Origin of the sequence: Chlorogloeopsis sp. ULAP01, from assembly GCF_030381805.1 — a bacterium.
GTDB lineage: Bacteria > Cyanobacteriota > Cyanobacteriia > Cyanobacteriales > Nostocaceae > Chlorogloeopsis.
Genome location: NZ_JAUDRH010000006.1, coordinates 267,528 through 293,231, shown reverse-complemented (window position 1 = coordinate 293,231; position 25,704 = coordinate 267,528). Strand labels below are relative to the sequence as shown.

Sequence of the window (25,704 nt, the reverse complement as noted above, 5' to 3'; positions counted from 1 at the left end):
GGTAATATTTGTAAAATGCCACCACTGTAATTATTATCAGGCTAAAGTTGAATCAATTCCTAGAATTAATTCAGACTACTCAAGTGATGGGGATACGGGTGGTAGTTGGGGTGGTGATAGTGGCGGCGTTGGTGGTGGAGACTGTGGAGGTGGTAGTGATGGGGGCAGTTGGTAGCTTCTGGGTTTAGATTTTCCTGAACAAACGCAATTGCATTAATATAGGCTTCACCCATTTCCAACTCAAAGCATCATGCAGCAGAACATAAAAACAGGGAATAATAAACAACGTTAACAGTGTTGCCAAAGACAACCCCGCAAATACGACAATACCTAAAGGTTGAAGAAATTCTGAACCTTCCCCAATTCCCAATGCTAAAGGAAACATACCCAAAACAGTAGTGATTGTAGTCATCAAGATTGGGCGTAAACGTTGGGGAGCAGCTTGTAAAATTGCTGCTTTACGGCTAATTTCTTCCCGTTCCCGAATTTGGTTTGCCAATTCAACCATGATGATAGCATTGTTAACAACGATACCAACAAGTAACACAGCACCAACAATTACCGTTGCGCCAATGGCTGTTTGGGTAATATAAAGGCCAAAAACACCCCCAGCTAATGCTAGTGGGATAGTAAACATAATTACTAAGGGGTCAATCAGTGAATTATATTGCACTGCCATGACTACGAAAACTAAAAAGCTAGCCAATCCCCCTAACAACTGTAGAGAATTTTGCAATTGCCGATTAGATTCTGCGGTGGAACTGGGCAAGACACTCACACCTTGAGGAAATTGGAAACTGTTTAATACATTATCTACCTGTGCTTGGGCATCGCTAAGACTTGCTCCTTCCGTCAAATTCCCAGCAATAATGTACACCTGACGCTGGTTAATGCGTTGAATTTCTCCAGGAGCTTGGGCATCTACAATACTTGCCACATCGCTCAGGCGCACTTGGCGATTATTTTCCACAAATAAAGGCAATCTTTGTAGTTGCGAAGGTGTTTGCACAGATTCTTCATCTAATTGCACCCGCACATCTACAAGACGATTGCCCCGTTGCAACTGTGTGGGTACGCTACCTTGAATTGCAGTTGCGATTGTGTCACCAATTTCTCTAGTAGTCAATCCCAAAGCTGCAACCCGCTCCCAGTCGGGAAGAATCTGAATTTCTGGTTGACGCGCATCTGCATCGGGACGAAATCTAGCTAAGGTGACTTTTTCTTCCAAATTTGCCAGTAATTGCTCTCCGGCTTTTTGTAAGGTGTCTGCGTCATTTCCTTGCAGGATAATATCAACTTCAGCACCACGAACGGGAGAATTAGTGAGAATTAAACCTCGTACTTGTCCGGGAGATAAACGTAAGCGAATACCGGCTAAATTTAGTTTGTTAAACTCTTGAGTAACTCGTTCCACATAGGCTTCTACGTCTGAACCAGGTTTGAGGGTGATGGTACTGGAACTCCGCAAGGGGTTTTCAGTAGTATTGCTACCAAATAAACCACCTCCAATTGTTGAAAATACGTATTCTGTTTCTGGCTGACGGCTGAGGATATCATTAACCGCAGCCATGACTTTTTGATTATTTTCTAAAGGAGTACCGGGAGGAAATTGAGCGAATAAATTGGCTTGTCCGGTATTAATACGGGGTAAAATCTCTTGGGAAATTTGCGGTATCATCCACAAGCTGCCACCACCAAGTAGGATAATAGCGATCGCCACTGTTAACAATCGAAAACGCAATATTTTACTCAACAAAGCGCTATATCCTCTGGTTGCGGCATCAAAACGACTATTAAACTCCCGTAAAAACCAGAAATCACTCATACCACTGGAAAAGCGCCATGCCAGCATTCGAGAAGTGAGCATCGGCACTACGGTTACAGCAATCAGGATAGAAGCGGCAACAGAAAAACTAATAGTGAGAACTAACTCATTGAATAGTAGTGAAATAAAGCCACCAATCAACAAAAACGGCAATACAGCAACTAAATTCGTGCTAGTAGAAGCCAGCAATGCTGATTCTACTTCCTGGCTACTTTGTTCTGCCTGTTGAATCAGTCGCAGTGGGCTAAGGCGAGTTCTCGTATCTTTGCCGGGAGTCATGCCTGCACCCTCGGCAATATTCTCCAACATCACGATGGAGTTATCCACCACAATACCCACACCCAATGCCAAACCACCCAAGCTGAAAATATTTAGGGATAAGCCAAATAATCCCATCAAAATGATTGCAGCGAGGGTTGCCAAAGGAATAGCAAATACAATAATTAGAGTTTGCCGTACTGAACCGAGAAATAACAAAACAGCGATCGCGGCAAGTGCTGCTCCTACTAACCCGGAAGTAGTGACGTTAGCAATAGAATTGCGAATAAATCGTGACTCATCCAAAGTAGGTGTGAGAACTGCCTCTTGTGGAACAACACCAGATTGTCTCAATTCTTCCAGTCGCTTTTTCACTCCATCAACAACATCGATGGTGTTGGCATCTGGTTGTTTTTGAATGCTGATTTTGACTGCCGATTCTCCGTTGAGTAAGACGAACAGACGTTGGTTTTCGGTACCGTCAATAACCTCAGCAAAGTCACGCAGATACACACGTCTGGGAAGCGGGGAAGTAGTAGGGGTAGTGCCTTGTACTTGCCCTGAAGTAGAGGAAGTGGGGGAAGGGGAAGAAACTTCAAAAGAAAGATTACGGATTTCTTTAGCGTCTTTAAAACGCCCGACAGTGCGGGTGAGAGGTTCGGAATTTTGTCCAAAAATTCTACCGCCAGAAATATCTTGGTTACGGCTTGTCAGTTCATTGAGTACATCTGTTAAACCAACACCAAGAGCTTGCAAGCGATCTAAATCAATATTGACTCTGACTTCTTCTTGTACTCCTCCCGATACATCTACCCCTGCCACTCCTGACACCACACTTAGCTCGCGGGCTAATTCTTCTTCGGCAAATACCCGCAAATCAACACCTTCTAAAGAAGGCGAAGTCAACGCCATTTCGTAAACAGGTGATTGGGAGGGATCGAATTTAAATATGCGGGGTTCTTCGATAGTATCTGGCAAACCACTTCTAGCTCTGTTAAATGCCGCCGTCGCATCATTGAGAGCTTGATCAATATTGCCTCCTGGTAGAAAGAACAGATCCAAATTTACCTGCCCTTCACGAGTTTGGGAAAAAACCTGCACTACGCCCTCAGTTGCGGCAAAAGCTTCTTCTAATGGTTTGGTAATTTCATCAACTCCTACCTCAGGTGAAATTCCAGGAGCTTGTACCCGCACACCAATCCGGGGATAAGTAATTGATGGCAGCAAATCTACTGGTAGTTTAGTGATGAAAAAGAAACCCATTACAATCACTGCCAAGGTAAGCATGAGTGTGCCAATGTGCTGGCGGATAGCAAGGGCACTGATACTAAATCCCCCAATCTTTTTTGTTTGCTGCATTTTTCTAAATTTAAAATTCAGACAAAAACAATTTCTATTTCCCTGTCGAAGTTGAGTCTAATTTCTCAGAGAGAATTGAAAGACTTACAGCATTACCATCTTGTAACGGCTTGCCACTCCGCACTACATAAGCTTCACCTGGTTGTAAGCCAGATATAACTTCTACTTTGCCATCAGCACGTTTACCCAAAGTGACGGTTCTCGCTGTAACTTTTGTTGAATCTTCTGTTTTTGACACCACAAATACTTGTCCCTGAGTATTTTCGTCTGTCGATTTTAAATTTCGGTTTTCTTGTTCTTTCTGTACTCCCTGAATGGCTGTCAACGGTACTACTACTTGTTCTTCTCCTTTACTAACAAAACTTGCTCTGGCTAGCAGCCCACTGCCAATTCTGCCATCACTGTTGGGAATCACTATTTCCACTGGTACTAAGCGAGCGGTAGTATCGGCTGCTGGGGAGATGCGTGTTACCGTACCAATGTAACTTTCATTAGGAAAGGCATCTAAGCGCACTTGTACAGATTGCCCTACCTGAATATTTGCCAGTTCTAACTCAGAAAGTTGAACTGCAACTTTAACACGGCTAAAATCACCAATTTTTAATACTTCATTGCCTGGTTGTAAAAGGTTACCTGGTTCTGTAACCTTTTCTAATACTGCACCAGCAATTGGAGATGTCAGTCTTGTATAGGATCTGCGTTCTTGTGCTTGTGCCACTACAGCTTTTTGAGCAGTTAATCTACCTTTGGCAGCAGCTACTGCTTGCTGTTCTGTACGCACTTGCTCTTCGGCGGCACGTAATGCTTGCACAGCAGTTTGGGCAGTAGTACGTGCTTGTTCAGCCGCTTGTTGGGCGATCGCTCCTTCTTTAAAAAGTTTTTCTTGCCTTTGTGCATCTGCTTGAGCTTGAGTTACTACAAGTCTCGCCCGCTCTACTTCCGCACGAGCATTACTGACTTGAGTATTTGCTCTGGCTACTTCTGATTGCAGGGCGGCTAGTTCAGCTTCCGCTTGATTTAATGCTGTCCTTAATAGCACATCATCCACCTGCCCAACAATTTGTCCTTGTGTGAGTATATCCCCCACATCTACATTCAAAGCCACAAGCCTTCCTTCCACCTGCGATCGCAATGATACAGTCCGGTATGGTGTAGTAGTGCCTGTATACTCTAGTTGCTGTTGCAGTAAATCCTTGCGGGCGATTGCCACATCCACAGGCGTTGCACTAGCTGCTTGTGAGCCACGACGCTCTTGTTGAGCCTCGGCTGATTCTTTGGGAAACGAGCCACAACCTCCGATTAGCAACGCGATACCTAGCAAGCTAGCTAGCCAATAGATAGGTGAACCCAACATCAAAGCGGGATTTTGAACGAATTTACGCGGCTTTTTTCCTTCGCGAATCATGGATTTGGCTCCTACCAAGGAAGTTTGTAGCTATAAAGCCCGTCTATATAACAAGTAATTTCAACTAAGGTAACCTGCGGCATAGACACTAGAGAATCCTCTGCAAAATGAAAAATATACTAGCAATATTCATGCAAAATACTTGTATAAATAAAGACATATAATTATATCAATAGACAAAATGATCAATACTATTGAATTTGGTCACATACAGAAAAATCTGAGTAACCGATGGAAATCTTAGTAATTCTAAAAAGAAAGTATAAATGTTTTTAACTAACTTTCCATCTGCTTGTTGGTATAAGGCTTTTAACAACCAAAATCAGCCTTTTACCGCTAGCTTGTTTCTCTATTACTATCCTATAGACTGAAGCTTGGAAGACACATGGCAAGAAAGTCACGTATGTAGCAGTGACTAAAGTCATGTTTTTACTATGACAAATTTGAGGCTAATATTAAAAGCCTATATTTTAGACGACATCTCAAGAATAGGGTGACGCGATCGCAGTGGCATGAGATCTAATAAACAAGAACCATTTACCGCACTGTAGCAAAACTATCAGTAATTCTTGAAGTATTTAGTTTATATTAAGAAAAATAAAGTTTTAGAAATGAAGGATACACATCATGTATTTCCGATCAAAACTCAGTGTGAATTAACTTTGCGCAAGGAAGGCTACCAGTGACATCACCGCAACAACTTGTACAAACAACTAACGAATCCCTGCTTATAGAATTTTTCCAAGCATCAGTGGGCAAGTGGCGCTCAGAACGGCGCTACTATACGTTGCCGGAGGGAGAAACAAAAGAAATGGTTAGTATCATTACTATCCGGTACTTAGAGCAGAGGTGTGATGAATTGCAACAGCTAGCTCAAATGCACAATTTGCCTGACGCGGTGAGTTTAGTATGTGGTGCCGAAGTGATCTGGGAAAGCACTGATTCTATCTCCGGAAGGAAGGAATCTAAGGGAAAAACCTTATTTGGGGCAAAGGGAAACATACTGTATCGCGATCGTGGTTTCGCTACAGCCAAACCAGTCACTGCCCAGTATTTCTTTCCCAACCCTACAACTCTCTGTTTGCGAACTGAGTATAATGGTTCCGTATTTGAGGAAGAATTAAAGCTTGTTGGTAGTAAATATAGAACGCGCCAGTCAATTATCTCCCGTGCAGGCGAACAATTAATGATTGGCCAGTATTTGGAAAAAAGGATTTAAATAGTTCTATTGTAATTGTTATGGGAGCAAAGCCATCTCGCGTAAAGTCTTGGATGGTTTGTATTACTTGGTTCTTTGTAGTAGTTGCGATCGCAATACTTTATATTTACCCTTCGATTAGTTGCAAACTATTGAATAATCAACAAGCTGGTGAAATTAATCAGTGGAGGACACATAATGAACCACCGTGAAGCAAAAAATGAGGACGCGGGGACATGGAGATAACTAGACGCGGAGATAAATTATAGGAGCCACAACCGCTCATGCTTATTGTAAGGTAATGGCATATATTCAGAAATAAGAAAATATATGTGATGACATAAACTTGAAAACATACAAATTTTTTAGCATAATAAGTTAGTGGAATGGACAGTTGAACTTCATGATGATTTTGAGCCAGAATTTAATGATTTGCCTAAAGATGTACAAGATGAGTTACTTGCTACAGCAAAGTTACTAGAAGAATTTGGCCCAACACTAAAACGTCCTCATGTTGATACCCTTAATGGGTCTAAGTACAGCAATATGAAAGAGTTGCGTTTTGATGCTTGTGATGGAGTTTGGCGTGTAGCATTTGCCTTTGATCCTAAAAGACAAGCCATCTTACTGGTAGCAGGTGATAAGTCCAGTGTTAGTCAAAAACGTTTTTACAAGCGACTCATAAAAACTGCTGATATGCGGTATGAAGCTCATCTCTCGAAATTAAAAACAGACGGTAAAGATAATGGGTAAAAGTCTGAGAGAAAAAATAAACGAACTACCGATAGAGCGCCAAGAAAAAATCGAGAAACGCGCACAGGAATTAATAGCCTTAGAAACAGAAAGGCAAAAAATTAGGCAAGAGCTAAAAGTCAAAATCAAACAGGTTTTTAAACTAAAATTTAGACGTTTAAATAGCATCCGTGCGAGAACTAACGCAAGGCTAGAAAGCAGGCACAGAAATGATTCTAACAATCGTTAACACGATTTTTAGTTTTTGGCGCTAAAGCACTTACTACAAACCATTTACAACTATAGCTCAAACTCAGGTAAAACCTCTTTACCAGAAAGTACAGCCGGGATTTGAACAACTTCTACAGGTTGCCCTGATCGGTAAATCTCCACTTGTTCGTCTTGAAAATTAATCAGCCAACCCAAGCGCAAATCATTTTCTAGGTAATCCTGCATTTTCTCTTACAAATGTTGGGGGCGATCAGATTCACAACGGAGTTCAATCACAAATCAGGCATCAGTAGTGAGAATTTTTTGCGTTCCTCTGAAGCTAATGCTTACCTACGCTCTATATCTGCAAAATCTAGTATTTAGTAACTTGAGTTTGAAAATTCCATCCACTTAGGTTATTTTTTATTTTTCATAAATTTTATAAGAGTAAGTCATCAGTTCAGAGTTAAAGTTGGCAACTCGATCCTAAGGAAACATTTTCAATTTCTTCTAAATGAACTGAAATAATTCACCAAATTCTTAGCTATTCCAAGCTTTTTTGTTAATTAATTCTACTGTCATAGAACTTTTGATTGTATTTTTTATCTACATTACAACATAATTGTTTAAGAATAGTTAACAACTATTAACTAGTAGACATACTCGTAATTTATTTTTACTTGTTAAATAAAATACTTGTCATAATATTATACAGATATTTATAATCTATAAAAACTGGGTGTTAAGTTAGTAAATCCCAGCTAATAACTCAAGTAGAGACTTAATCTAGGCAAATATTATTAATCGTACAAAGGATAATTAAAATGAGAATTCACTACAATTGCTCTGATAACTTTCTAAATAAAATTACCGCAAGAGAAGCTGTTTCTATAAGAGATTTTAGAGATTTTATTCAATATGGTGCAAAGATGAAGAAAGTAAAAGTTGAAATAGAGTTATCAGAATTACTTTATATGATGAGTAAAGTTGGTGGTTATGAAAGTGTAATGCTAGAAGATTTTGGCCACTCTATTGCAGCTTATACTCAACATGAAAAAGATTATGAAGGTGGTTCGGATATCAAAATGTATGAACGCTTTTATATAGATTTAATCAATGAAGAACAAAAAAATTTAGAAAACGCTGAAAAAGATTCAACAATTGACTATATCGATAACTATTACATGAAATCACCTGATTAATAATTTATTGATCTGGGCAAGTCGCTAAATTACTCAAATAATACTCCAGGACTTACGCAAGTATGACAAGTGACGGTGGGGCGTAGCCTTTGTCAATCAGCAAATAATTCGTCAGAGTATGATTAGACTTGGCTACTCAATCAATACTGATAATAGTCAAGTTTTGTAAAGTTCATCTTTTAATTTTTTGTAGGACTAAAGTGCTTACTACAAACCTTCTACAAGCTAGCATCAATTAACACCGAAAGCGCACTTTGAGCAAAAGTTGCTCCATTAGGCGACTTTTCAATTGTTGCCATCAGACTTGCACCACCAATTAAAAGAAGATACTGTTGCGAAAAGAATTCTGGATTTTGCACGCCAGCTTCAGCCGCTAACCGCATAATGATTTGTCGAATAGATTCACGCAAGTCAATGGAAACCTGATGAGCTTTGTGAGATGCATCAGCAATTTCTAGAACAGCATTAATAAAAGGACATCCACGAAAATTAGGACTAGCATACCAGTCACGCAACACATCAAAGGTTGCCAATAAACGCTCTTTAGGTGTATTGCCTCGTTCTTTGACAGCATTTTCAAACCAACACAACCATTGAGATGCCCGATATTTCATCACTTCTTCAATGAGCTTGTCTTTGGAAGGAAACCAACGATAGAGCGTTCGTTTAGCAACACCTGAAGCGGCAATCACTTCATTAATGCCTACATACTGAATACCCTTCTGATAGAAAAGTTCAGAAGCTGTTTCTAAGATTTGTTGTCGAGTGTGACTAGATTCGTGAGTCATAAACTTTGGGGTAGACAAGTTTGTCTCCTTAGAGATATACTAGCACCTATCTTGGGTAGACAAGTCTGTCTACATAGTGATAGTTGGAGGTTTTCACCAATGGAATTTACGATTCACACAATTGAAACAGCTCCAGAAGACTCCAAAGAAGCTTTAGTTCACGCTCAAAAGACGTTTGGTTTTATCCCAAATTTGGAAGGTGTTTTTGCTGAAGCTCCTGCTTTGCTTAAAGGTTCAATAACGCTATGGGATTTGTTCGCAACCACAAGTTTCAGCCCAATTGAACAACAAGTGATTTATTTGACTGCAAATTATGAGCATGAATGTCATTATTGCATGGCGGCACATTCTGGCTTGGCAAAAATGATTGGAATGCCAGTCAGTGATATTCAAGCGCTTCGCAACGGTACACCGTTAAATAATCCCAAACTACAGACTTTGCGTCATTTTACCCAGCGCATGATTCAAACTCGTGGTTGGATTGAAGATAGTAAGATTGAAGAGTTTATCGCGGCTGGCTATAGCAACAGACAAGTGCTGGAAGTAATTTTGGGCATTGCCATCAAAATCATACATAACTATACAAATCACATTGCTCAAACCCCTCTAGATAAGGAATTTCAGCCATACAAGTGGTCAAAACCGATAGTGAATATATAGGTAAACAGAGATTAAACTTCTTACAAAAATTAGGATCTAAGTTAATTACGACCACAAATGGACGCCGATAAACACTGATAAAATCTGTGTCATCTGTGTTTATCTGTGGTCGATTTGTTTGAAAATCTACCCGTAACTTTAATTTTGCCTAACCACTTAATAATGATTCCCTGATTTGCGATGATGCACAGCAGTTACACCATCAGGATTTAGCACTTTGCCGTCATCTACAGTTGCATACACAAGCCAATGATCGCCAGCTTCCATTCGGCTTTGTACGGTGCATTCCAAGTATGCTAAGGCATCTGCAAGGACAGGGTTACCATTTTCGGCTTCTTGAGTAGCTACTCCAGCAAAACGATCTTGTGCCGGGCTAAAAGGCTTGAGGAAGTGCTTCATCAAACCTATGTGCTCGCCTTCTTTAAGAATATTGAGGACAAATTTATTACCTGAATGTGTCAGTGGTTCTACTGCACGATCTTTCGCAACGGCAACAGTAAAACCAGGAGGACTAAAACTGGCTTGCGATACCCAAGAAGCCAACATTGCACTAGAGATATCGCCCTGTTTGGCAGTGAGAACGCACAAAGAACCAACTACTCGCCCAACAGCTTGTTCAACTGTAGTCGCTGGTTGGCTGGGAGTGCGTACTTTTTTGGCTTTTTTCAGAGCTTGAGCAAAGTCGGTTCCTGCTTCTTCGCACATTTGCAGGGTGGCATCATTTGGTTTAAATTTGACTCTGATGGTATCAAAACCAAACTGATAGCCAGCATCTTTGAGTTTACCTTCAAGTAAATCAACCGCCTCGCCACTCCAACCATAGGAACCAAATACACCAGCGAGTTTGTTTTTGGCAGCACTGGAAAGTACAATACCTAAAGCAGTTTGCACTGGTGTGGGTGCATGACCGCCAAGAGTTGGAGAACCAATAATGAAACCTGCTGCTTTTTCCACAGCAGTTTGAATTTCCTCAGGAGCGGCGACTTCGCAGTTAATAGATTCGACGCTGATACCAGCCTTAGTAATACCGTGGGCGATCGCTTGTGCTAAGGTTGCGGTATTCCCGTAAGCCGAAGCATAAATTAATGCCACTGTAGTATCTTGGGAGGTTTGCTGTTGGCTCCACTCCCGATATGCTTTGGTGAGTTCAATTAAGCCATAACGCACCAGAGGCCCGTGATTGGGTGCATACATTCTGACTTGCAAATCAGCAAGCTTTTCTAGGGATGTTTCGACCTGACGCGCATGGGGAGCCATTAGACACTCAAAATAATAGCGTCGGTCTTCGAGAAAAATTTGCCAACCTTCATCAAATACTTGATCACTGCATATATGCGCTCCAAAGAGTTTATCTGTGTATAAAATTTCTGTTTGCGGATCGTAAGTGCAAAGCTGATCGGGATAGCGTGGGTTAGGGGTTGGAATGAATTGTAAGTGATGACCTTTGCCTAAATCTAGGGTTTCTTCCCCACGTTTAACAAGAATAGGCAAATCTGGGTTCTCTAATGCCCCTCGCAAATTGATCGCCCCAGGATTAGAACAAACAAAAGTTATCTGTGGCGCACGTTCTAGTAATACTTTTAGAGTTGCGGCGCGGTTAGGATTGACATGCCCAAGAATCACATAATCAATTTGTTTTAAATCAAACCTTTGTCGTAATGTATCTAAGTAAATTTCCGTAAAAGTTTCTCCGGGAGGATCAATGAGGGCAACTTTGTCCCCTTGAATTAAATAAGAATTTGCAGTTGTACCTTTAGCAAGGGCGTATTCAATTTCAAATCGGAGTCTTGTCCAACTGCGCGATCGCAGTATTGTCGTATCGGTAGCAATAGGGAGAACTTGAACGTCACGGGGTTTTGTAGATGTCATGGCTTATGGGTATTGGGTATTGGTGATTGGGGACTGGGGATTGGGTATTAAGATTTCTTTATTCCTAGTCCCTAGTCCCTAGTCCCTAGTCCCTCTTAATAATGATTTCCAACTTTACGATGATGTACGGCAGTCAGTGCATCTGGCTTACTTACCCGTCCAGCATATACAGTACTGTAGACAATCCAATGATCGCCACCATCCATTCTGCTCAGAACTTCACACTCCATGTAAGCCAATGCATCAGTAAGAATAGGCGCACCGTTTTCGGCTGCCTGGGTTCTAACTCCTTCAAAGCGATCAGCACCAGGGGCAAAACGTTTGAGGAAATGCTTCATTAAGCCTTGGTAATTTCCTTCTTCGAGGACGTTAAGTACAAACTTATCACCTACTTGCATGAGTGATTCAATCGCCCTGTCTTTTGCCACTGCAATTGATATTCCTATAGGCTTGAAGCTGGCTTGACTTACCCAAGATGCAAGCATTGCACTTTTCACATCGCCTTTTTTAGCAGTAATGATATATAGTCCACCACTAAGTTTGCCTAAAGCTTTGTCTAAATCAGCACCAAGAGATTTCATCGCTTTGATGCTTTTATCGCGTGTCACCCACTGTCCTAAGTCTGTTCCTGCCTCTTCACACAGCTTATAAATATTGTCTGTGGGCATTTCTTTGATCCGAATTGCCGGGAAGACTGGTGTTAAACCTAAATCCCGGAATTTACTTAAAAGTGGATCGATTGGCTCATCATCGCCACCACCTGTCTCAAATATCCCTACAGCTTGCTTTTCTTTGACAGCGCCTAAAACCGCACTCAAAGCAGTCTGAGCAGCAGTATCAGACGTTGGTGGTGTCCCCACGACAATTCCTGTACACCTACCGACAATTTCTTGGAGTTCTTGCAAATCTGCTGACTTGAGATCCACCCATTCTACTGCCACACCAGTTTTGGCAATGCCATTAGTGATGCTTTGGGCAAGGCGATCGCTAAAGCCGTATTCTGAAACGTAAAATATGCCAACCACAGTTTCTGCTTTGGTTTGAGATTGGCTCCACTTGCGATAGCGTCCGGTCAGTTCTTCAACGTTGTGGTAGAGTAAAGGGCCGTGACCTGTTGCAATCATGCCGATTTTTTCCAATTCACCCATACGCTTCATTGCAGACAGCACCGAGCGGGCATTAGGAGCCATCAGGCATTCATAGTAGAACTGAAAATCTGGTGATATTGCTTCTAGATCTTCGTCAAAAGTAGCATCCGAGCAATAGTGCAACCCAAAAGCATCACAGGTAAACAGGATTTGGGTTTTGTGGTCGTAGGTAAAGATAGTATCAGGCCAATGTAAGTTTGGTGCAATCACGAATTCTAGTTCGTGTCCATTACCCAAATCTAGGCGATCGCCATTTTTAACAATTCGCCGTTTGAAGGGCTGATGTACCAAGTCCTCCAAAAACTGGATTGCTACCTTAGAACCAACAACAGTAACATCAGGCGCAAGTTGCAGGACATCTTTAACTAAGCCACTGTGGTCTGGCTCGGTGTGGCTGATAATTAAATAATCTATATCTACTGGATTAATCTGATTTTTGAGAGTATCTAAAAATAACTGACGAAACTTTTCGTGGGAAGTATCGACTAATGCCGTCTGCTCACCGCGAATGATGAACGAGTTGTAGGTAGTACCGTTTTGCAAACCGAATTCAATGTCGAAGCGATCGCGATCCCAATCTAGAGAACGAATTGTTGTTGTTTCCGGCGCAATTTCAGCAACCTGAACAGTCAGTCTTTTCTTTGGATTTTCGGCGAGTGCTACCATTACTCCCCTCCCTAGCGAATGAGTATTTCTTCCTCTCTTTCTATTGTGACACGACGAGAATGTAAATATTTATTAAATAATTTATAGATTAGTTAAAAAATCTCAAAGTATAAATTTGAACATATTTGAGACTCTATAGGCACGCTGGTTCAGAATCGGCAGGAGGGCGTGCTTGAGCTTCGTCATCTACTAAGGACAACATTAATAGGTTCTGTCCACTGAAGAGAGTTAAAATATTCCGTTTCAGTTGTTCGTCACTTCATTCGGAAAGCTGAGAGAGAACAGATGTAAAAATTGTATACTCCTGTGGGCATGGATATTGGAGCCGAGACACCAAAAGCGATCGCCTTATCGATCATTGCTGAAATTCAAGCTGTATTGACAAAGCGTCGTGGTGTCTTTTTGCGCGATCGCACTGAACCAATACATTCACGCAGTCAAGTGTGGATACAGTTTTGCGATCGCCCTGCTGGATATACTTCTAAAGGAATGAAAATTCCTCAAATCTTACCTAAAGAAACTATTCCGATTAATACTCCGTTAAGCTTGAAAATAAATCTCGATTGTCCAGGAAGTTATCTACTATTGTTTAATCGCGGACAAGATAAGCAAGGAAATATTACCAAATATTTAGTTACTCCTTCTCAGGCTTTTGCTCCTAGTTATCAACTATTAGAGAAATCTATCTTAATACCTCAACAGGATGCAATACTCTATGAAGATGGTATTGAATTTGATGCAGAGGGTAAAGAAGAATATATCGGGATTGTCATTGATAATCCATTAAATCTACCTTGGCTAAATCCCGATACTGATAACCCTGCTTTGGAATGGCAAGGTAAGCATTTAAAAGAAGTGTGGGAACAGCTACACGCTCAAGATAAATGGCGAGTTTTCTATCGAAATTTTAATGTTATATCTGCTATATCTGCAAATCTTTGATTAATTTAGCTTGATAGGCATTTGGGTAATGCCCAAATACCAGCATCCTCTGGTATCCAAGCAATGGTGCTGTACCCATGATCAATGGTGATTGGTTTGTTTCACCCCATTGAGACAATGCTATATTCTTCTAGTACAGCAAGTTTCATAATAGGGCCGGGGGCCACGGCATTGACTCGAATGCCTTTTATATACGTTATATTCTTCTGGCATTGATTTAGCGACACTCTGAATGTCGCCAGCAACGATAGTATTGCTATTGTTTTCTTTCTCATCTTTGGAAATTGGCTGCGTCAATATATCGAAAATGTGGTTAGCTTTAATGATTGGCAATTCCCGGTTGCACTGGGGTTGGTTTGAAGGCGAAACTCTTTGCTACACTTGGGATACAAATCATCTATCTGAATCTTCTGTACAGGAACCAGCTAAATGTCAAACCCTTGACGACTTGCTAAAAAATCTCTCCCCCTCTCCCCCTCTCCCCCTCTCCCCCTCTCCCCTTCCTCCCCTAATCCTCGCCTCAGTAGTACCCAGCCAAACTGCACTGTGGCAAATTTATCCAAATGTTCGGATTATCACCTTAGAGCAAGTACCCCTCCAGGGATTGTATCCGACTCTTGGAATTGACCGTGCCTTAGGGCTGTGGGGTGCAGGGAAAACTTGGGGTTTTCCTATGTTGATAATAGATGCAGGCACAGCATTGACTTTTACTGGTGCAAATGGTAATCAAAATCTTGTCGGGGGTGCGATTCTTCCGGGATTAGTTTTACAGCTGGGAACTCTTGCTAATAGAACTGGGCAATTACCAAATGTGGAGTTACCCCAGCAACTTCCGCAACGATTTGCTTTAACTACTCCAGAGGCAATGCAAAGTGGAGTGATTTACACTCTATTAGCTGGAATCAAAGATTTTGTAGAAGCATGGTGGCGCTCACATCCTGAAAGTAAGATTGCGATTACTGGGGGCGATCGCACTTTGTTAGTAAACTATCTTCAATCCCAATTTCCAGAGATTGCCAATCGTTTGATGGTAGAACCAAATTTGATATTTTGGGGAATACGGGAAATAGTCATTAGTCATTAGTCAATGGTCATTAGTTATTGGTAAGCCTCTACCTACTAACCACTGCACGGGGGGGCAGTGCGTTGCGGAGCCAGTACTGGCTCACCACTAACCACTAACTCTTTTGACAAAATTCTTAATATCTTCAACCACGACCTTAGTACAATTTTCTGGTAAATTATTTCCGGCGTGATCAATAATTTTTAACTCAGTCTTTGGAGTTTCTCTAGCATAAATTTCGCTTTTAGCTAAAGCATCTGGCGAATCTTTTCCACCTTGCAAAATTAACACTGGAACTGTAAGAAAATTTAATTTATCTTGCAGTAACTCGGCACGAATTTCTGGCAGTTGACGCAGGAATAATAACTGACTACTTGTAGTGTACCGCAACATCATTTGTCGTTGTTGCCACTCTTCTTCTAATTTAGAATTTAAACGTAGTTTCTTGGTTAATGGGCGAAGTAACCGCAATACTTTAAATAACCAAAGAGGGCGTTTCATCAAATCCTGTTTTGTCTGCCAACACTGTTCTAATCCTTCAACATCTACACCCTCTGGTGCTAAAAGTACCAAGCCATAAATTTGTTCTGGATACTTCAAAGCATAGCTAGCAGCAATCCAACCTCCGAGCGAATGTCCTATTAAGTAAACTTTCCCTATCTTCAAAGCTTGCAGAAGTTCAGCAAGACACTCGACTTGTAAATCTATTGAGTAGTGGATATTAGGATAATCTGATTCACCAAATCCAAGTAAATCTACTGACAAACAATGAAAATCTTGTGAGAGTAATTCCATTGCTGCTACCCATTGGCTACTATCATTCCAAGTACCATGTAGGAAAATTATGGGAATTCCCTCACCTGCTTCACACCAGAAGATTAACCCTTGAGAAGTCTTTCTCCGGGAATTACGAAATAAATTATTCATACTGTTGAGTAATTAATTTTTAAATCTAGTAATGGTTAAGAGTTAATAGCTAATAGCAATAAACAATTAATTCAATATAATTTATGCCAAAGTTGTCAAGCCTTGCAAGTAATCTTCTAACTGGCGACTATGATCGTGAGACATTTGTTCTGGGGGTAGAGAATTGAGATGAAAAGCCTTAATTTCCAGAACTTCTAGTGTGTCTTGAATTTCCATTTCTCCTTGTACTTCTGCTTCTACAACAACACAAATCGAATGGATTCTAGGATCGCGATCTGGAGCGGAGTAAACTCCAACTAAACGCTTTATCTTCGCTAACTCCAGCCCTGTTTCCTCCATCAACTCCCGTCGAACTGCATTAGGTATATCTTCCCCCCAATCCACCATGCCTCCTGGTAATGCCCAACGACCATTATCTCGCCGTCGGATCAATACAATCCGCCCATCAGGCAAAATCGGAATAATGCTTGTGCCAGGGATTGGATGACGGAAAATAATCCCCAGTACAGTTTGTCCATATCGCCATAAGTTACGTGTGGATTGGATAGCCACAGTAAAAAAAGCTAGAATATTCAATCTTTTAATCTTAGTAAATATGTACGTTTTACTTTACTTTAAAGCAGATTTCTATTTAGGTCTCCTCAATTATTCCAAAAATTAGTTTTTCGATACAAGTATATATGATTTTTGTCAACAACCAGAAGAAGTATTTCTGTTTAATTCTAACTTATGTATTTGTGTCCTGTTAAGTAAGATTTAAACTTCCTAATACTTAATAAATAAAGGTTAATTACCTAAAAATCTAGCTTAGATTTATTTTTGATAGCTAAATTTTGATAGCTAAATAAGAAATATGTGTATTTTGAATTGCAATTGTAAGATTCAACAATAGTGTTACCCCAAAATGTAAAATATATTTATCTGGGATACAAGTAACTATAAATACATATATTCTAAAATTTATACTTACGCAATAGCGAATCAAGTAATTATACTAAATTGTCGTTGACACAATAAACGAGAATGCGATAATCTAGATTGCTGTTTAAAATATTTTCATAGCTAAAACTAGGCTGAAACCATATCAAAAACATTGGTAGCTGATATTGCCTATATTATGCCTAGCTAAAGCTCTTTGTTGTTTATTTATGAGGTGAACATGGCTAAGCGCCGCAATCCAAAAAAAGAAAAGGCGCTACGGAACCAGGCATATGCCAGAAAGTTTCGTAAACGAACTACAACAGGACGTTTCCAAAGAAGGTTCCAACAAAGACCGCCGAAGAGTGAAGAAGATGAGGGAGCAGCAGCTGTTGATGCTGAATAGTTTGCCTGTTGGAATGCTCACTCTTTAAGCTTTTTAATGAGGTTGGCGTACAAAAAGTACGCCTTCATCGTCCTTGTGAATGTTTGATTCAACAGTTTAGAGATTAATTTGGCTACGGGCAGCAAGTAGTTCCTTTCTAACTTGCTCAAAGCCCGTACCACCATAGCTGTTACGGGCAGCTACTACTTGCTGGGGTGAAATCGCTTCGTAAATATCGGCTGCAAAAGCTGGATGAAGTTGTTTCCATTCCTCTAAAGTCAAATCTTTCAGTAGTTTGCCAGCTGCAAGGCTGGTTTTGACTACTTTACCTACAAGATTATAGGCTTCTCGAAAAGGTACACCTCGTGCTGCTAGATAATCTGCCACATCTGTAGCATTAGAAAAGTCTTCTGTCACCGCTTGTGCTAAACGCTGAATGCGAAACTTTAAGCCTTCTCCTAGTAAAATGGTCATTGCTTCTAAGCAGGCTTTGACGGTATTGACAGTGTCAAAAAGGCCTTCTTTATCTTCTTGTAGATCTTTATTGTATGCCAAGGGTAATCCCTTCATAATCACCAATAAAGCTTGAAGATGACCAAAGACACGACCTGTTTTGCCTCTCACCAATTCTGGTACATCTGGGTTTTTCTTTTGAGGCATGATGCTAGAGCCAGTGGCACAGTTATCTTGAAGAGTGACAAAAGCAAATTCTTCCGATGCCCAAAGAATGATTTCTTCTGAAAGGCGGCTGAGGTGAACCATGATTAAACTAGCAGCACATAAAAATTCGATCGCAAAGTCGCGATCGCTCACTCCATCCAGACTGTTAGCATAAATTTCATCAAAATGCAAGAGTTCGGCTGTGTAATGACGGTCAATCGGGAAAGTAGTTCCTGCTAAAGCACCACAACCCAGAGGCGAAATATTTACCCGGCGATAAACATCGCTCAAGCGTTCCCAGTCGCGTTGTGCCATCTGAAAATATGCTAATAAGTGATGGGCTAAACTTAGGGGTTGGGCGCGTTGTAGATGAGTATAGCCAGGAATTAGGGTTTCAACGTTATTTTCAGCAATATCTAGGAGAACGCTTTGAAATTCTCGCAATTGCTTCTGAATTTGTTTAATCTGCTCGCGCAAATACAATCTAGTATCTGTGCCAACTTGATCGTTTCGGGAACGAGCAGTGTGCAGTTTTTTACCCACATCGCCGATAATCTCCACAAGACGGCGCTCGACGGCAAAATGAACATCTTCTGCATCGATACCAGGATTAAATTTGCCTTGCCGATATTCTTGGCGAATTTGCTCTAAACCAGTAACTAATTGCTCTTCTTCTTCTGGAGAAATGATGCCGCACTTACTCAGCATTTTGGCATGAGCAACAGAGCCAGTCAAATCATATTCTATTAATTCAATATCAAAATTGATACTCGCATTAAAGCGAGCGATCGCAGGATGCAATGCTGATTCAAATCGCTGGCTCCAAGTTTGCTGTTTAGTCATAAATCGGGAAATGATGAATTCTAAATTATGAATTATGAATGATAAAATTTTTCATAATTCATTATTAATCATTCATAATTTTTTAGCCGTAGCTTGTCAGACTCCGAATCATATAACCAATCGCTAATCCAATCAATAGCGCCCAAGCTTGGCCCGTTTTTAGAAAATGAGTAAAGGCTCTTTGCATTTGACCTAATATATCTGGATCGGTAATATTTTGAGCCAAAACTGGCCAATCAATAGGTAAATGTCCAGTTAACTGAGATACCATATCACTACAAAAGTTCATATCTTTTAATAAATCTCAATAATTAGAAGGCAGTTAGGTAATAGCCAATGGCTAATGGGTATGAACAATTAGCTATTAACCATTTGTTGATATACAAATTGTCAGTAAAAGGCTTAAGGTAAATGCAGCCAATGTTACCCAGGATTTCATTTTTTACTTACGTATTAAATTAACATCACCGTCATAACTTAAGAATTAGGAGATGCCAACCGCAATTTCTCGGCTGTTCGCAAAATTTGTCCTGCTAAAATTGCCGCGCCAAAACCATTATCAATATTTACTACGCCTACTCCGGCTGCACAAGAATTTAGCATTGTCAACAGTGGTGCTAAACCTCCAAAGCTTGCACCATAACCAATGCTAGTAGGAACAGCAATCACCGGACAATCTGCCAAACCGGCAACCACGCTAGGTAGAGCGCCTTCCATACCTGCTACAACAATTAAAACCGATGCTGATGCAAGGACATGACGGTTATTTAGCAAGCGGTGAATGCCAGCAACACCCACATCCCAGAGGCGCTGAACGTAAAAACCAGAAAGTTCTGCTGTGACAGCAGCTTCTTCAGCTACAGGTAAATCGGCAGTACCAGCAGAAATAATACCTATTGCACCTGGATAGCGTGGTTCGATTTCAGGAGGTGTAATCGCACAAATTCGCGCCGCTTCGTAATACCGCAAACCTCTAACCCTAGATTGTAGTGCCGCATATACTGCCCCTTCAACGCGAGTTGCCATCACCACTGGGTTTTGGAGGCGCATCACCTCCATAATTTGAGCAATCTGATCGGGAGTTTTGCCTGGACTCCAAATTACTTCTGGGAAACCAGTTCTTAAAGCACGATGATTATCAATTTTGGCAAACTCACCTACAGGTTCATATGCGAAATGCTTGAGTTTGTCTAGTGCCGCATCTGGGGCAATATTACCATTGGCAACATTTTCTAAGAGCGATCGCAAAGTAGTTTCATCAGTCATTGCTAAGAAGGGTTAGTCGTTAGTTGTTAGTGGTAGATTTTTGTTTATTAATTGTTGATTTTTAACTTCATTTCCTAACTATCTACTAACTACTGTACGGGAGGCAGCGCGCCCTTGCGGAGCCAGTGCGGTGAAGCAGCCCCCGTCTTGGCGGTTCCCGGCGATGGGGGACTGCTGCACGCCCTTGGCGTTCCCTTTGGGTACCCGGAGGGTGGACGGGTTCTCCGGCATAAAGCACCTGGCGTCGGGTTAAGAAGAGCGTTGTAGCGACTGCCATGCGGGTTTCAAAGATAAATTATCGGTTGTAACCCAAAGATAATCTACAAAACCCGTCCCTACTATCCACTAACTAATCACTGATCCGTGACTTTAATTTCATGAATATTCCAGAAAGCACCACCAAGAGCAGAGTATTGAATGCCTGCAAAGCGATCGCGTACTGCTGCCATTGAGTATTGATTAACTAGGTAAATAAAAGGTAAATATTCTTGAGTTATACGTTGAGTTTCAGCATAAATCTCCTTCACCTTGGCTTCATCAAATTCCTGTGCGCCTTTAATGTAAAGTTTGCCAATTTGTGCCTCCCAAGGAGCCACCTGCCAACCTTCAATTGGTTTTTGTCCTGGTTGGGGTTTCTGATTAAACATATGCAACCCGCCTTCCGGAGACCAAACATTAGCGCCATCGTTTGGTTCTACGCCACCTGTCAAACCTAGTAGAGCAGCTTCCCAGTCTAAAGTGTTAGACAGCTTATCCGTATAAGTATTCCAAGCAATGGGAGTAAAATCTACTGTCATACCAATTTTGCTTAAGTCTCTTTTAATTTGAGAACCCATTGCTTCGCGAATTTTATTACCAGCATTAGTAAGTAAAGTGAAGCGGACGTGATTGCCTTGAGCATCTAATAGCAAGCCTCTATCATTATACTTAAATCCCGCTTTGATCAGCAATTGCCTGGCTTTTTCTGGATTATAATCGTAAACTTTTAAGCCTTCTTTCGCCGAAAGATAGTAAGGACTTTGCACAGAAATAGGTGAATCTTGCGGTTGACCTAAACCACGAAAAGTGTTGTTAATCATTGTTTGACGGTCAATTGCATAGGCTACTGCTTGGCGAAATTCGACTGTATTAAACCAACGTGATTTAACTGGATTGACGAGCGGCTTGCCATTTCTTTGACCTTTATTAAGATTAAATAAAACAAACGAAGTACCTGTCGCCGGGCCACCATTATAAGTATTGAAATTACCTTGTTTTTCTTGCCGTTTTAATAAAGAAAAATAGTCTGGGGATATGCTAATAGAATCCAACCCGCCAGAACGAAATTGCAACAAAGCAGTATCTGTCGATTCTACAATTTGCCAAATAATGCGATCAATATAAGGTTGAGAATTACCTTGAGCGTCTTTACGCCAGTAATAAGGGTTACGCCGGAATATAACACGTTGGCTAGTATCGTAGCGTTCTAGTTTATATGGGCCATTAACAATAATTTGTGCAGGAGGAGTATCAACACCTAATTTTTGTAAAAAGATTGGTTTACCCTCACCATCTTTTTGTTTCACGTATTCTTGTAATGAATGAGCAGGTAGAATAGGCAGTCCTAGAACACGCAAAAAAGGTCTAAAAGGTTCAGCTGTCGTAAACTCAACTCGACGCTCATCCAATTTTCGTACAGAAGGTAATTGTCTGCTTTCACCTATTCGGAGAATATCTCTAGCATCTGTAGGAATGGCTTCATTCAGGTAGATGTCTTTATAGGTAAACACTATATCGTCTACAGTTAAAGGTTTACCATCAGACCATTTCAAGCCGTTGCGCAGGGTAAATACAATTCCCAACTTATCATCGGAAATTTGCCAAGATTCTGCTAAAGCAGGCTCGACTTCACCAGTGATTGGATTTTCAGTAATTAACCCCTCATAAATAAGACCAAAAACATTGGGAGCCTCGGAATTGAGAGCATAGTTAAAAGTTTTGGGATCGCTAAGAACGCTTGTTACCAATTGCGGTACTGAAGCAGCTTGGGTTTGAAAACTAGCTGGGTTGCAAGCAGCAACAGTAAATGCTGTGATTAAAGCCAAAATTACTGGTAAACGAAAATGCTTAATTGTGGTAAAGGTACGAACAAATATCATCATTTTAAAATGTATATAGTGAATTAATTTTACTGAGCTTTTAAATAAGGCAGAAGTAGGTAGGCGGAGGGTAGCTATGTATTCCCATCAATATAAATATTTGTTTACTGCTAAATTTTGGTTCATACTAACTTAGTATTTCAGCAGTATTAAGGCAGAGAATAAGTTCTGATAAATTCTCACCCTTCTAGCGAAAAATTAAAATATTTTGTGTGTCTACAAGCATCGCAAAGGGAATTAAAAATTTTGCTACTTTTAAGCAGTCAATTAGCCGCAAGATAGCATATTCTTGATTTCTATGAGCTTGAAAGTTGAATGGAAAACTTTTAACTTCGGCAATAAGAACAACTTGACCATCTTTATCTAAAACAACAACATTTGGACGGTCTATCTCTTCTAAATTCGTTGTTTGCATGGCTCTCATTTTCAACTCAGTTAAGGTTGGTTGCCTGTTCCCTATTACCCCATACTAGCTATTGTGAAATTGCTTCCCGCTCAAGTAAACAAAAGTTACTAGGAAGCTACTAATAAGACAACAGCATAAGCACAAATACCTTCTTCTCTGCCAACGGGGCCTAATTTTTCATTGGTCGTGGCTTTTATTCCTACCTGATTTGGCAATAATTGCAAAACAGTTGCTATATTTTCCCGCATTTTCCCAATATGGGGTTTTAATTTTGGGCGTTCTGCCACTATTACTGAGTCAATATTCCCTATTTGCCAACCTTGTTGTTGAATCAATTGGTTTACCTTACTTAATAGCACCAAACTATCTGCCCCTGCCCATTGTGGATCGCTAGGAGGAAAATAATGCCCAATGTCCCCTAAAGACAGCGCTCCAAGCATGGCATCCATAATCGCGTGCGTGATGACATCAGCATCGCTATGCCCTAATAAACCCAAAGAGTGAGGTATATTAACTCCGCCCAAAATCAGAGGGCGATCGCTCACTAGTTGGTGGATGTCGTAGCCGTTACCAATACGAAAGTTCATGTTTTAGTCATTAGTCATTAGTCATTAGTCATTAGTCATTGGTTAAGGGTCAAAAGTCAAGTGGTATGTGTTAGTGGTTAATTAATCTCCTCTGCCCGTCTGTTCCTCTGCTCCTCTGCTCTCCTTCTTTTTATCCCCACCTCCCTTTGCCTCTTCCCAGGCTTTGAGCAAATCCGGACGGCGATCGCGTGTTCTTTTGATTTGTTGTTGTAACCGCCACTTGGCAATTTCGGCATGATTGCCAGACAAAAGCACATCCGGCACCTTCCAACCGCGAAAATTAGCTGGACGAGTGTACTGAGGATAATCCAACAAGCCTTCCTCAAAACTTTCTAAGGTCAGAGATTCGACTTTTCCGACAGTTCCTGGTAGTAGCCGTACCACACCGTTAATTAGAGCCATTGCCGGAATTTCTCCTCCAGTCAGAATAAAGTCACCCAAAGATATTTCACGAGTAACTAGATGTAATACTCGCTCATCCACACCTTCATAGTGACCGCAAATTACTACCAATTGGTCATAATTGCTTGCCAATTCTCGTAGGAGAGGCTGATTGATGGTTTGCCCCTGAGGACTCATCAAAATCACTTCTCTTCTGGACAATACAGGCAGTGACTCTACAGCAGCAAAGATAGGTTCTGGCTTCATCAGCATTCCCACACCGCCACCGTATGGTTCATCATCAACTTTCCGGTGTTTGTCGGTGGTAAAATCTCGTGGATTCACTAAATTCACTTGGGCAATCTGTTTTGCCAGAGCTTTGCCGATCAGCCCCGAACTGAGAACAGAGGTAAAACAATCAGGAAATAGCGTAACTATATCAAAGCGCACAGTAATTCGTATTGAAGAACACTAATCTTAAATTTGAAATGTTTAACTGACAATCAGCCGATGTTGCATAAGACACATATACCCTTGTTCAAAATTATCTAAGAGTACTGAAAATTGTAGATTTTATGGGTGAGACAAAAATTTTTCTAATTACTTAATTTATGTTTAAATATTGTCACATCTACATTTAAATTTATTATTTTGACTGAGTTAACAACTTCCAGGATGCATCAAGCCAGCCTCAAAACAAAAGTGTGTCAATACTTGCTTCTGTTTCCTAAAAGCAAAGAGTACCACGGACACAATGCTAGGGATAGCACAAAAACCTTGCAAGTGTCTTTCACTGGTTCCCAATTGACATTTTGCCACTTTAGAAAAATGGGACAGATGAAAAACAAGGTACTAGCTTCGAGAAACGGCAATGTATACTCCACAAACTGAGGCATATTGGGCGTTAAGCACTGTCCTTGAAAGAGGCGAAGCGCAAAAACAATTAGGCTGCTGACCTTGTAATTTTCACCTGAAGTTGTTGACAGGAGAAACACAATGCCGGAATTACAAGCTAAATCGCTGGAAATGAGGACACCCCAAGCAACTAAAACCGCTGTTCTGGTTATCGGAGGCGCAGAAGACAAAGTTCACGGCCGTGAAATTCTGCGGACTTTTTTTGGTCGTGCTGGCGGTAGCGATGCTCATATTGCCATTATCCCCTCTGCCTCTCGCGAACCCTCAATTATTGGTGGCCGGTATATTCGTATCTTTGAGGATATGGGTGCTAAAAAGGTTGAGATTTTAGATATTCGCGAACGAGAACAGTGTGAATACCGCGATTACCAACAAACCCTGGAAGCTTGTACAGGGGTTTTTTTAACGGGAGGCGACCAATTGAGATTGTGTGGTGTGTTAGCTGACACACCAACGATGGATATCATTCGGCAGCGAGTCAGAACAGGGCAACTAACCTTGGCAGGTACTAGTGCGGGAGCGGCTGTAATGGGACATCACATGATTGCAGGAGGTGGTAGTGGCGAGTCTCCGAATCGTTCCCTTGTAGATATGGCAACAGGTTTGGGATTTATACCGGAGGTGATTGTAGATCAGCATTTTAACAATCGCAATCGCATGGGGCGACTGATGAGCGCGATCGCCTCTCATCCCGATCGCCTTGGTATTGGCATTGATGAAGATACTTGTGCCTTGTTTGAGCGCGATGGTTGGCTGCAAGTTTTAGGTAAAGGTTCCGTGACAATTGTCGATCCGACTGAAGTTACCCATACCAACGAACCTCATGTGGGAGCAACAGAACCTTTGAATCTTCACAATTTACGCCTGCATATTCTCAGCCACGGCGATCGCTTTCACCTCTATCAGCGCACGGTTTTACCTTCTGTTTACCGTGTTTCCAGCTGACGCAATCA

The 25,704-nt window shown here is 41.1% G+C and carries 26 protein-coding genes and 1 pseudogene; 11 read left to right on the top strand and 16 right to left on the bottom strand.

What is annotated here, in order from left to right:
* Positions 1-47 precede the first annotated feature (47 nt).
* Positions 48-188, top strand: coding sequence for a hypothetical protein (locus QUB80_RS14070; protein ID WP_289790122.1), 141 nt, complete (start codon positions 48-50; stop codon positions 186-188).
* On the opposite strand, the gene QUB80_RS14065 is transcribed toward QUB80_RS14070, so the two are convergent.
* Together QUB80_RS14065 and QUB80_RS14060 are read right to left on the bottom strand one after the other, a co-directional pair.
* Positions 185-3,442, bottom strand: a complete 3,258-nt coding sequence (locus tag QUB80_RS14065; protein ID WP_289790121.1) for an efflux RND transporter permease subunit — start codon at positions 3,440-3,442, stop codon at positions 185-187. The genes QUB80_RS14070 and QUB80_RS14065 overlap by 4 nt on opposite strands.
* A 34-nt stretch (positions 3,443-3,476) precedes the next feature.
* Positions 3,477-4,847, bottom strand: coding sequence for an efflux RND transporter periplasmic adaptor subunit (locus QUB80_RS14060; protein ID WP_289790120.1), 1,371 nt, complete (start codon positions 4,845-4,847; stop codon positions 3,477-3,479).
* A gap of 682 nt (positions 4,848-5,529) precedes the next feature.
* Here QUB80_RS14060 and QUB80_RS14055 point away from each other — a divergent pair.
* From QUB80_RS14055 to QUB80_RS14040, 4 genes are all read left to right on the top strand, one after another.
* On the top strand, positions 5,530-6,066 hold the full coding sequence (locus tag QUB80_RS14055; protein WP_289790119.1) for a phycobiliprotein lyase: 537 nt from the start codon (positions 5,530-5,532) through the stop codon (positions 6,064-6,066).
* Positions 6,067-6,086: 20 nt separating this feature from the next.
* Positions 6,087-6,257 (top strand): hypothetical protein, encoded by a 171-nt coding sequence (locus QUB80_RS14050; protein WP_289790118.1) that lies wholly within the window; start codon positions 6,087-6,089, stop codon positions 6,255-6,257.
* Between the two features lie 169 nt (positions 6,258-6,426).
* Positions 6,427-6,798 carry a type II toxin-antitoxin system RelE/ParE family toxin gene (locus QUB80_RS14045; protein WP_289790117.1) on the top strand — a complete coding sequence of 124 codons (372 nt, stop codon included), beginning with the start codon at positions 6,427-6,429 and terminating at the stop codon, positions 6,796-6,798.
* Positions 6,791-7,027, top strand: coding sequence for a hypothetical protein (locus tag QUB80_RS14040; protein WP_289790116.1), 237 nt, complete (start codon positions 6,791-6,793; stop codon positions 7,025-7,027). Before QUB80_RS14045 ends, QUB80_RS14040 begins: the two co-directional genes overlap by 8 nt.
* Before the next feature lie 50 nt (positions 7,028-7,077).
* Here QUB80_RS14040 and QUB80_RS34905 read toward each other — a convergent pair whose 3' ends face one another.
* On the bottom strand, positions 7,078-7,233 hold the full coding sequence (locus QUB80_RS34905; protein WP_336622325.1) for a Uma2 family endonuclease: 156 nt from the start codon (positions 7,231-7,233) through the stop codon (positions 7,078-7,080).
* Between the two features lie 578 nt (positions 7,234-7,811).
* On the opposite strand from QUB80_RS34905, the gene QUB80_RS14030 reads away from it, so the two are divergent.
* Positions 7,812-8,189: a hypothetical protein gene (locus QUB80_RS14030; protein ID WP_289790115.1), complete on the top strand. Its 378-nt coding sequence runs from the start codon at positions 7,812-7,814 to the stop codon at positions 8,187-8,189.
* Positions 8,190-8,407: 218 nt separating this feature from the next.
* On the opposite strand, the gene QUB80_RS14025 is transcribed toward QUB80_RS14030, so the two are convergent.
* On the bottom strand, positions 8,408-8,977 hold the full coding sequence (locus QUB80_RS14025; RefSeq protein WP_289790114.1) for a TetR/AcrR family transcriptional regulator: 570 nt from the start codon (positions 8,975-8,977) through the stop codon (positions 8,408-8,410).
* Positions 8,978-9,076: 99 nt separating this feature from the next.
* Between QUB80_RS14025 and QUB80_RS14020 the strand changes: the two genes are divergently transcribed.
* Positions 9,077-9,637 carry a carboxymuconolactone decarboxylase family protein gene (locus QUB80_RS14020; protein WP_289790113.1) on the top strand — a complete coding sequence of 187 codons (561 nt, stop codon included), beginning with the start codon at positions 9,077-9,079 and terminating at the stop codon, positions 9,635-9,637.
* Positions 9,638-9,793: 156 nt separating this feature from the next.
* On the opposite strand, the gene QUB80_RS14015 is transcribed toward QUB80_RS14020, so the two are convergent.
* Positions 9,794-11,506, bottom strand: a complete 1,713-nt coding sequence (locus QUB80_RS14015) for a diflavin flavoprotein (protein ID WP_289790112.1) — start codon at positions 11,504-11,506, stop codon at positions 9,794-9,796.
* A gap of 95 nt (positions 11,507-11,601) precedes the next feature.
* Complete coding sequence (locus QUB80_RS14010; protein ID WP_289790111.1) at positions 11,602-13,320, bottom strand: diflavin flavoprotein; 1,719 nt, start codon at positions 13,318-13,320, stop codon at positions 11,602-11,604.
* A gap of 291 nt (positions 13,321-13,611) precedes the next feature.
* On the opposite strand from QUB80_RS14010, the pseudogene QUB80_RS35235 reads away from it, so the two are divergent.
* Together QUB80_RS35235 and QUB80_RS14000 are read left to right on the top strand one after the other, a co-directional pair.
* Positions 13,612-13,752, top strand: a pseudogene (locus QUB80_RS35235) (XdhC family protein); the annotation flags it as partial.
* A gap of 817 nt (positions 13,753-14,569) precedes the next feature.
* Entirely contained in the window at positions 14,570-15,346 is a 777-nt protein-coding gene (locus tag QUB80_RS14000) for a pantothenate kinase (protein ID WP_289790277.1), read from the top strand.
* A gap of 87 nt (positions 15,347-15,433) precedes the next feature.
* Here the strand turns inward: QUB80_RS14000 and QUB80_RS13995 are convergent, their stop codons facing one another.
* Positions 15,434-16,252 carry an alpha/beta fold hydrolase gene (locus QUB80_RS13995; protein ID WP_289790110.1) on the bottom strand — a complete coding sequence of 273 codons (819 nt, stop codon included), beginning with the start codon at positions 16,250-16,252 and terminating at the stop codon, positions 15,434-15,436.
* 81 nt (positions 16,253-16,333) lie between these two features.
* Positions 16,334-16,828: an NUDIX hydrolase gene (locus QUB80_RS13990; protein ID WP_289790109.1), complete on the bottom strand. Its 495-nt coding sequence runs from the start codon at positions 16,826-16,828 to the stop codon at positions 16,334-16,336.
* Between the two features lie 583 nt (positions 16,829-17,411).
* On the opposite strand from QUB80_RS13990, the gene QUB80_RS13985 reads away from it, so the two are divergent.
* A complete protein-coding gene (locus tag QUB80_RS13985; protein WP_016875490.1) occupies positions 17,412-17,576 on the top strand; it encodes an Asl3888 family RNA-binding protein in 165 nt (54 codons plus the stop codon).
* Positions 17,577-17,672: 96 nt separating this feature from the next.
* On the opposite strand, the gene argH is transcribed toward QUB80_RS13985, so the two are convergent.
* From argH to trmD, 8 genes are all read right to left on the bottom strand, one after another.
* Positions 17,673-19,058 carry an argininosuccinate lyase gene (gene argH, locus QUB80_RS13980; protein WP_289790108.1) on the bottom strand — a complete coding sequence of 462 codons (1,386 nt, stop codon included), beginning with the start codon at positions 19,056-19,058 and terminating at the stop codon, positions 17,673-17,675.
* An 82-nt stretch (positions 19,059-19,140) separates the two neighbouring features.
* Positions 19,141-19,347 (bottom strand): hypothetical protein, encoded by a 207-nt coding sequence (locus QUB80_RS13975; protein WP_289790107.1) that lies wholly within the window; start codon positions 19,345-19,347, stop codon positions 19,141-19,143.
* 188 nt (positions 19,348-19,535) lie between these two features.
* Positions 19,536-20,324, bottom strand: coding sequence for a nickel pincer cofactor biosynthesis protein LarB (gene larB, locus QUB80_RS13970; RefSeq protein WP_289790106.1), 789 nt, complete (start codon positions 20,322-20,324; stop codon positions 19,536-19,538).
* Positions 20,325-20,409: 85 nt separating this feature from the next.
* A complete protein-coding gene (locus tag QUB80_RS13965; protein ID WP_289790105.1) occupies positions 20,410-20,601 on the bottom strand; it encodes a hypothetical protein in 192 nt (63 codons plus the stop codon).
* Between the two features lie 76 nt (positions 20,602-20,677).
* Entirely contained in the window at positions 20,678-22,462 is a 1,785-nt protein-coding gene (locus QUB80_RS13960; protein WP_289790276.1) for an ABC transporter substrate-binding protein, read from the bottom strand.
* Positions 22,463-22,649: 187 nt separating this feature from the next.
* Complete coding sequence (locus tag QUB80_RS13955; protein WP_289790104.1) at positions 22,650-22,877, bottom strand: hypothetical protein; 228 nt, start codon at positions 22,875-22,877, stop codon at positions 22,650-22,652.
* 98 nt (positions 22,878-22,975) lie between these two features.
* Entirely contained in the window at positions 22,976-23,455 is a 480-nt protein-coding gene (gene ispF, locus QUB80_RS13950) for a 2-C-methyl-D-erythritol 2,4-cyclodiphosphate synthase (protein ID WP_289790103.1), read from the bottom strand.
* 81 nt (positions 23,456-23,536) lie between these two features.
* Entirely contained in the window at positions 23,537-24,286 is a 750-nt protein-coding gene (gene trmD / locus QUB80_RS13945; protein ID WP_289790102.1) for a tRNA (guanosine(37)-N1)-methyltransferase TrmD, read from the bottom strand.
* 546 nt (positions 24,287-24,832) lie between these two features.
* Between trmD and QUB80_RS13940 the strand changes: the two genes are divergently transcribed.
* Entirely contained in the window at positions 24,833-25,696 is an 864-nt protein-coding gene (locus QUB80_RS13940) for a cyanophycinase (protein ID WP_289790101.1), read from the top strand.
* The last annotated feature ends 8 nt before the right edge of the window (positions 25,697-25,704 follow it).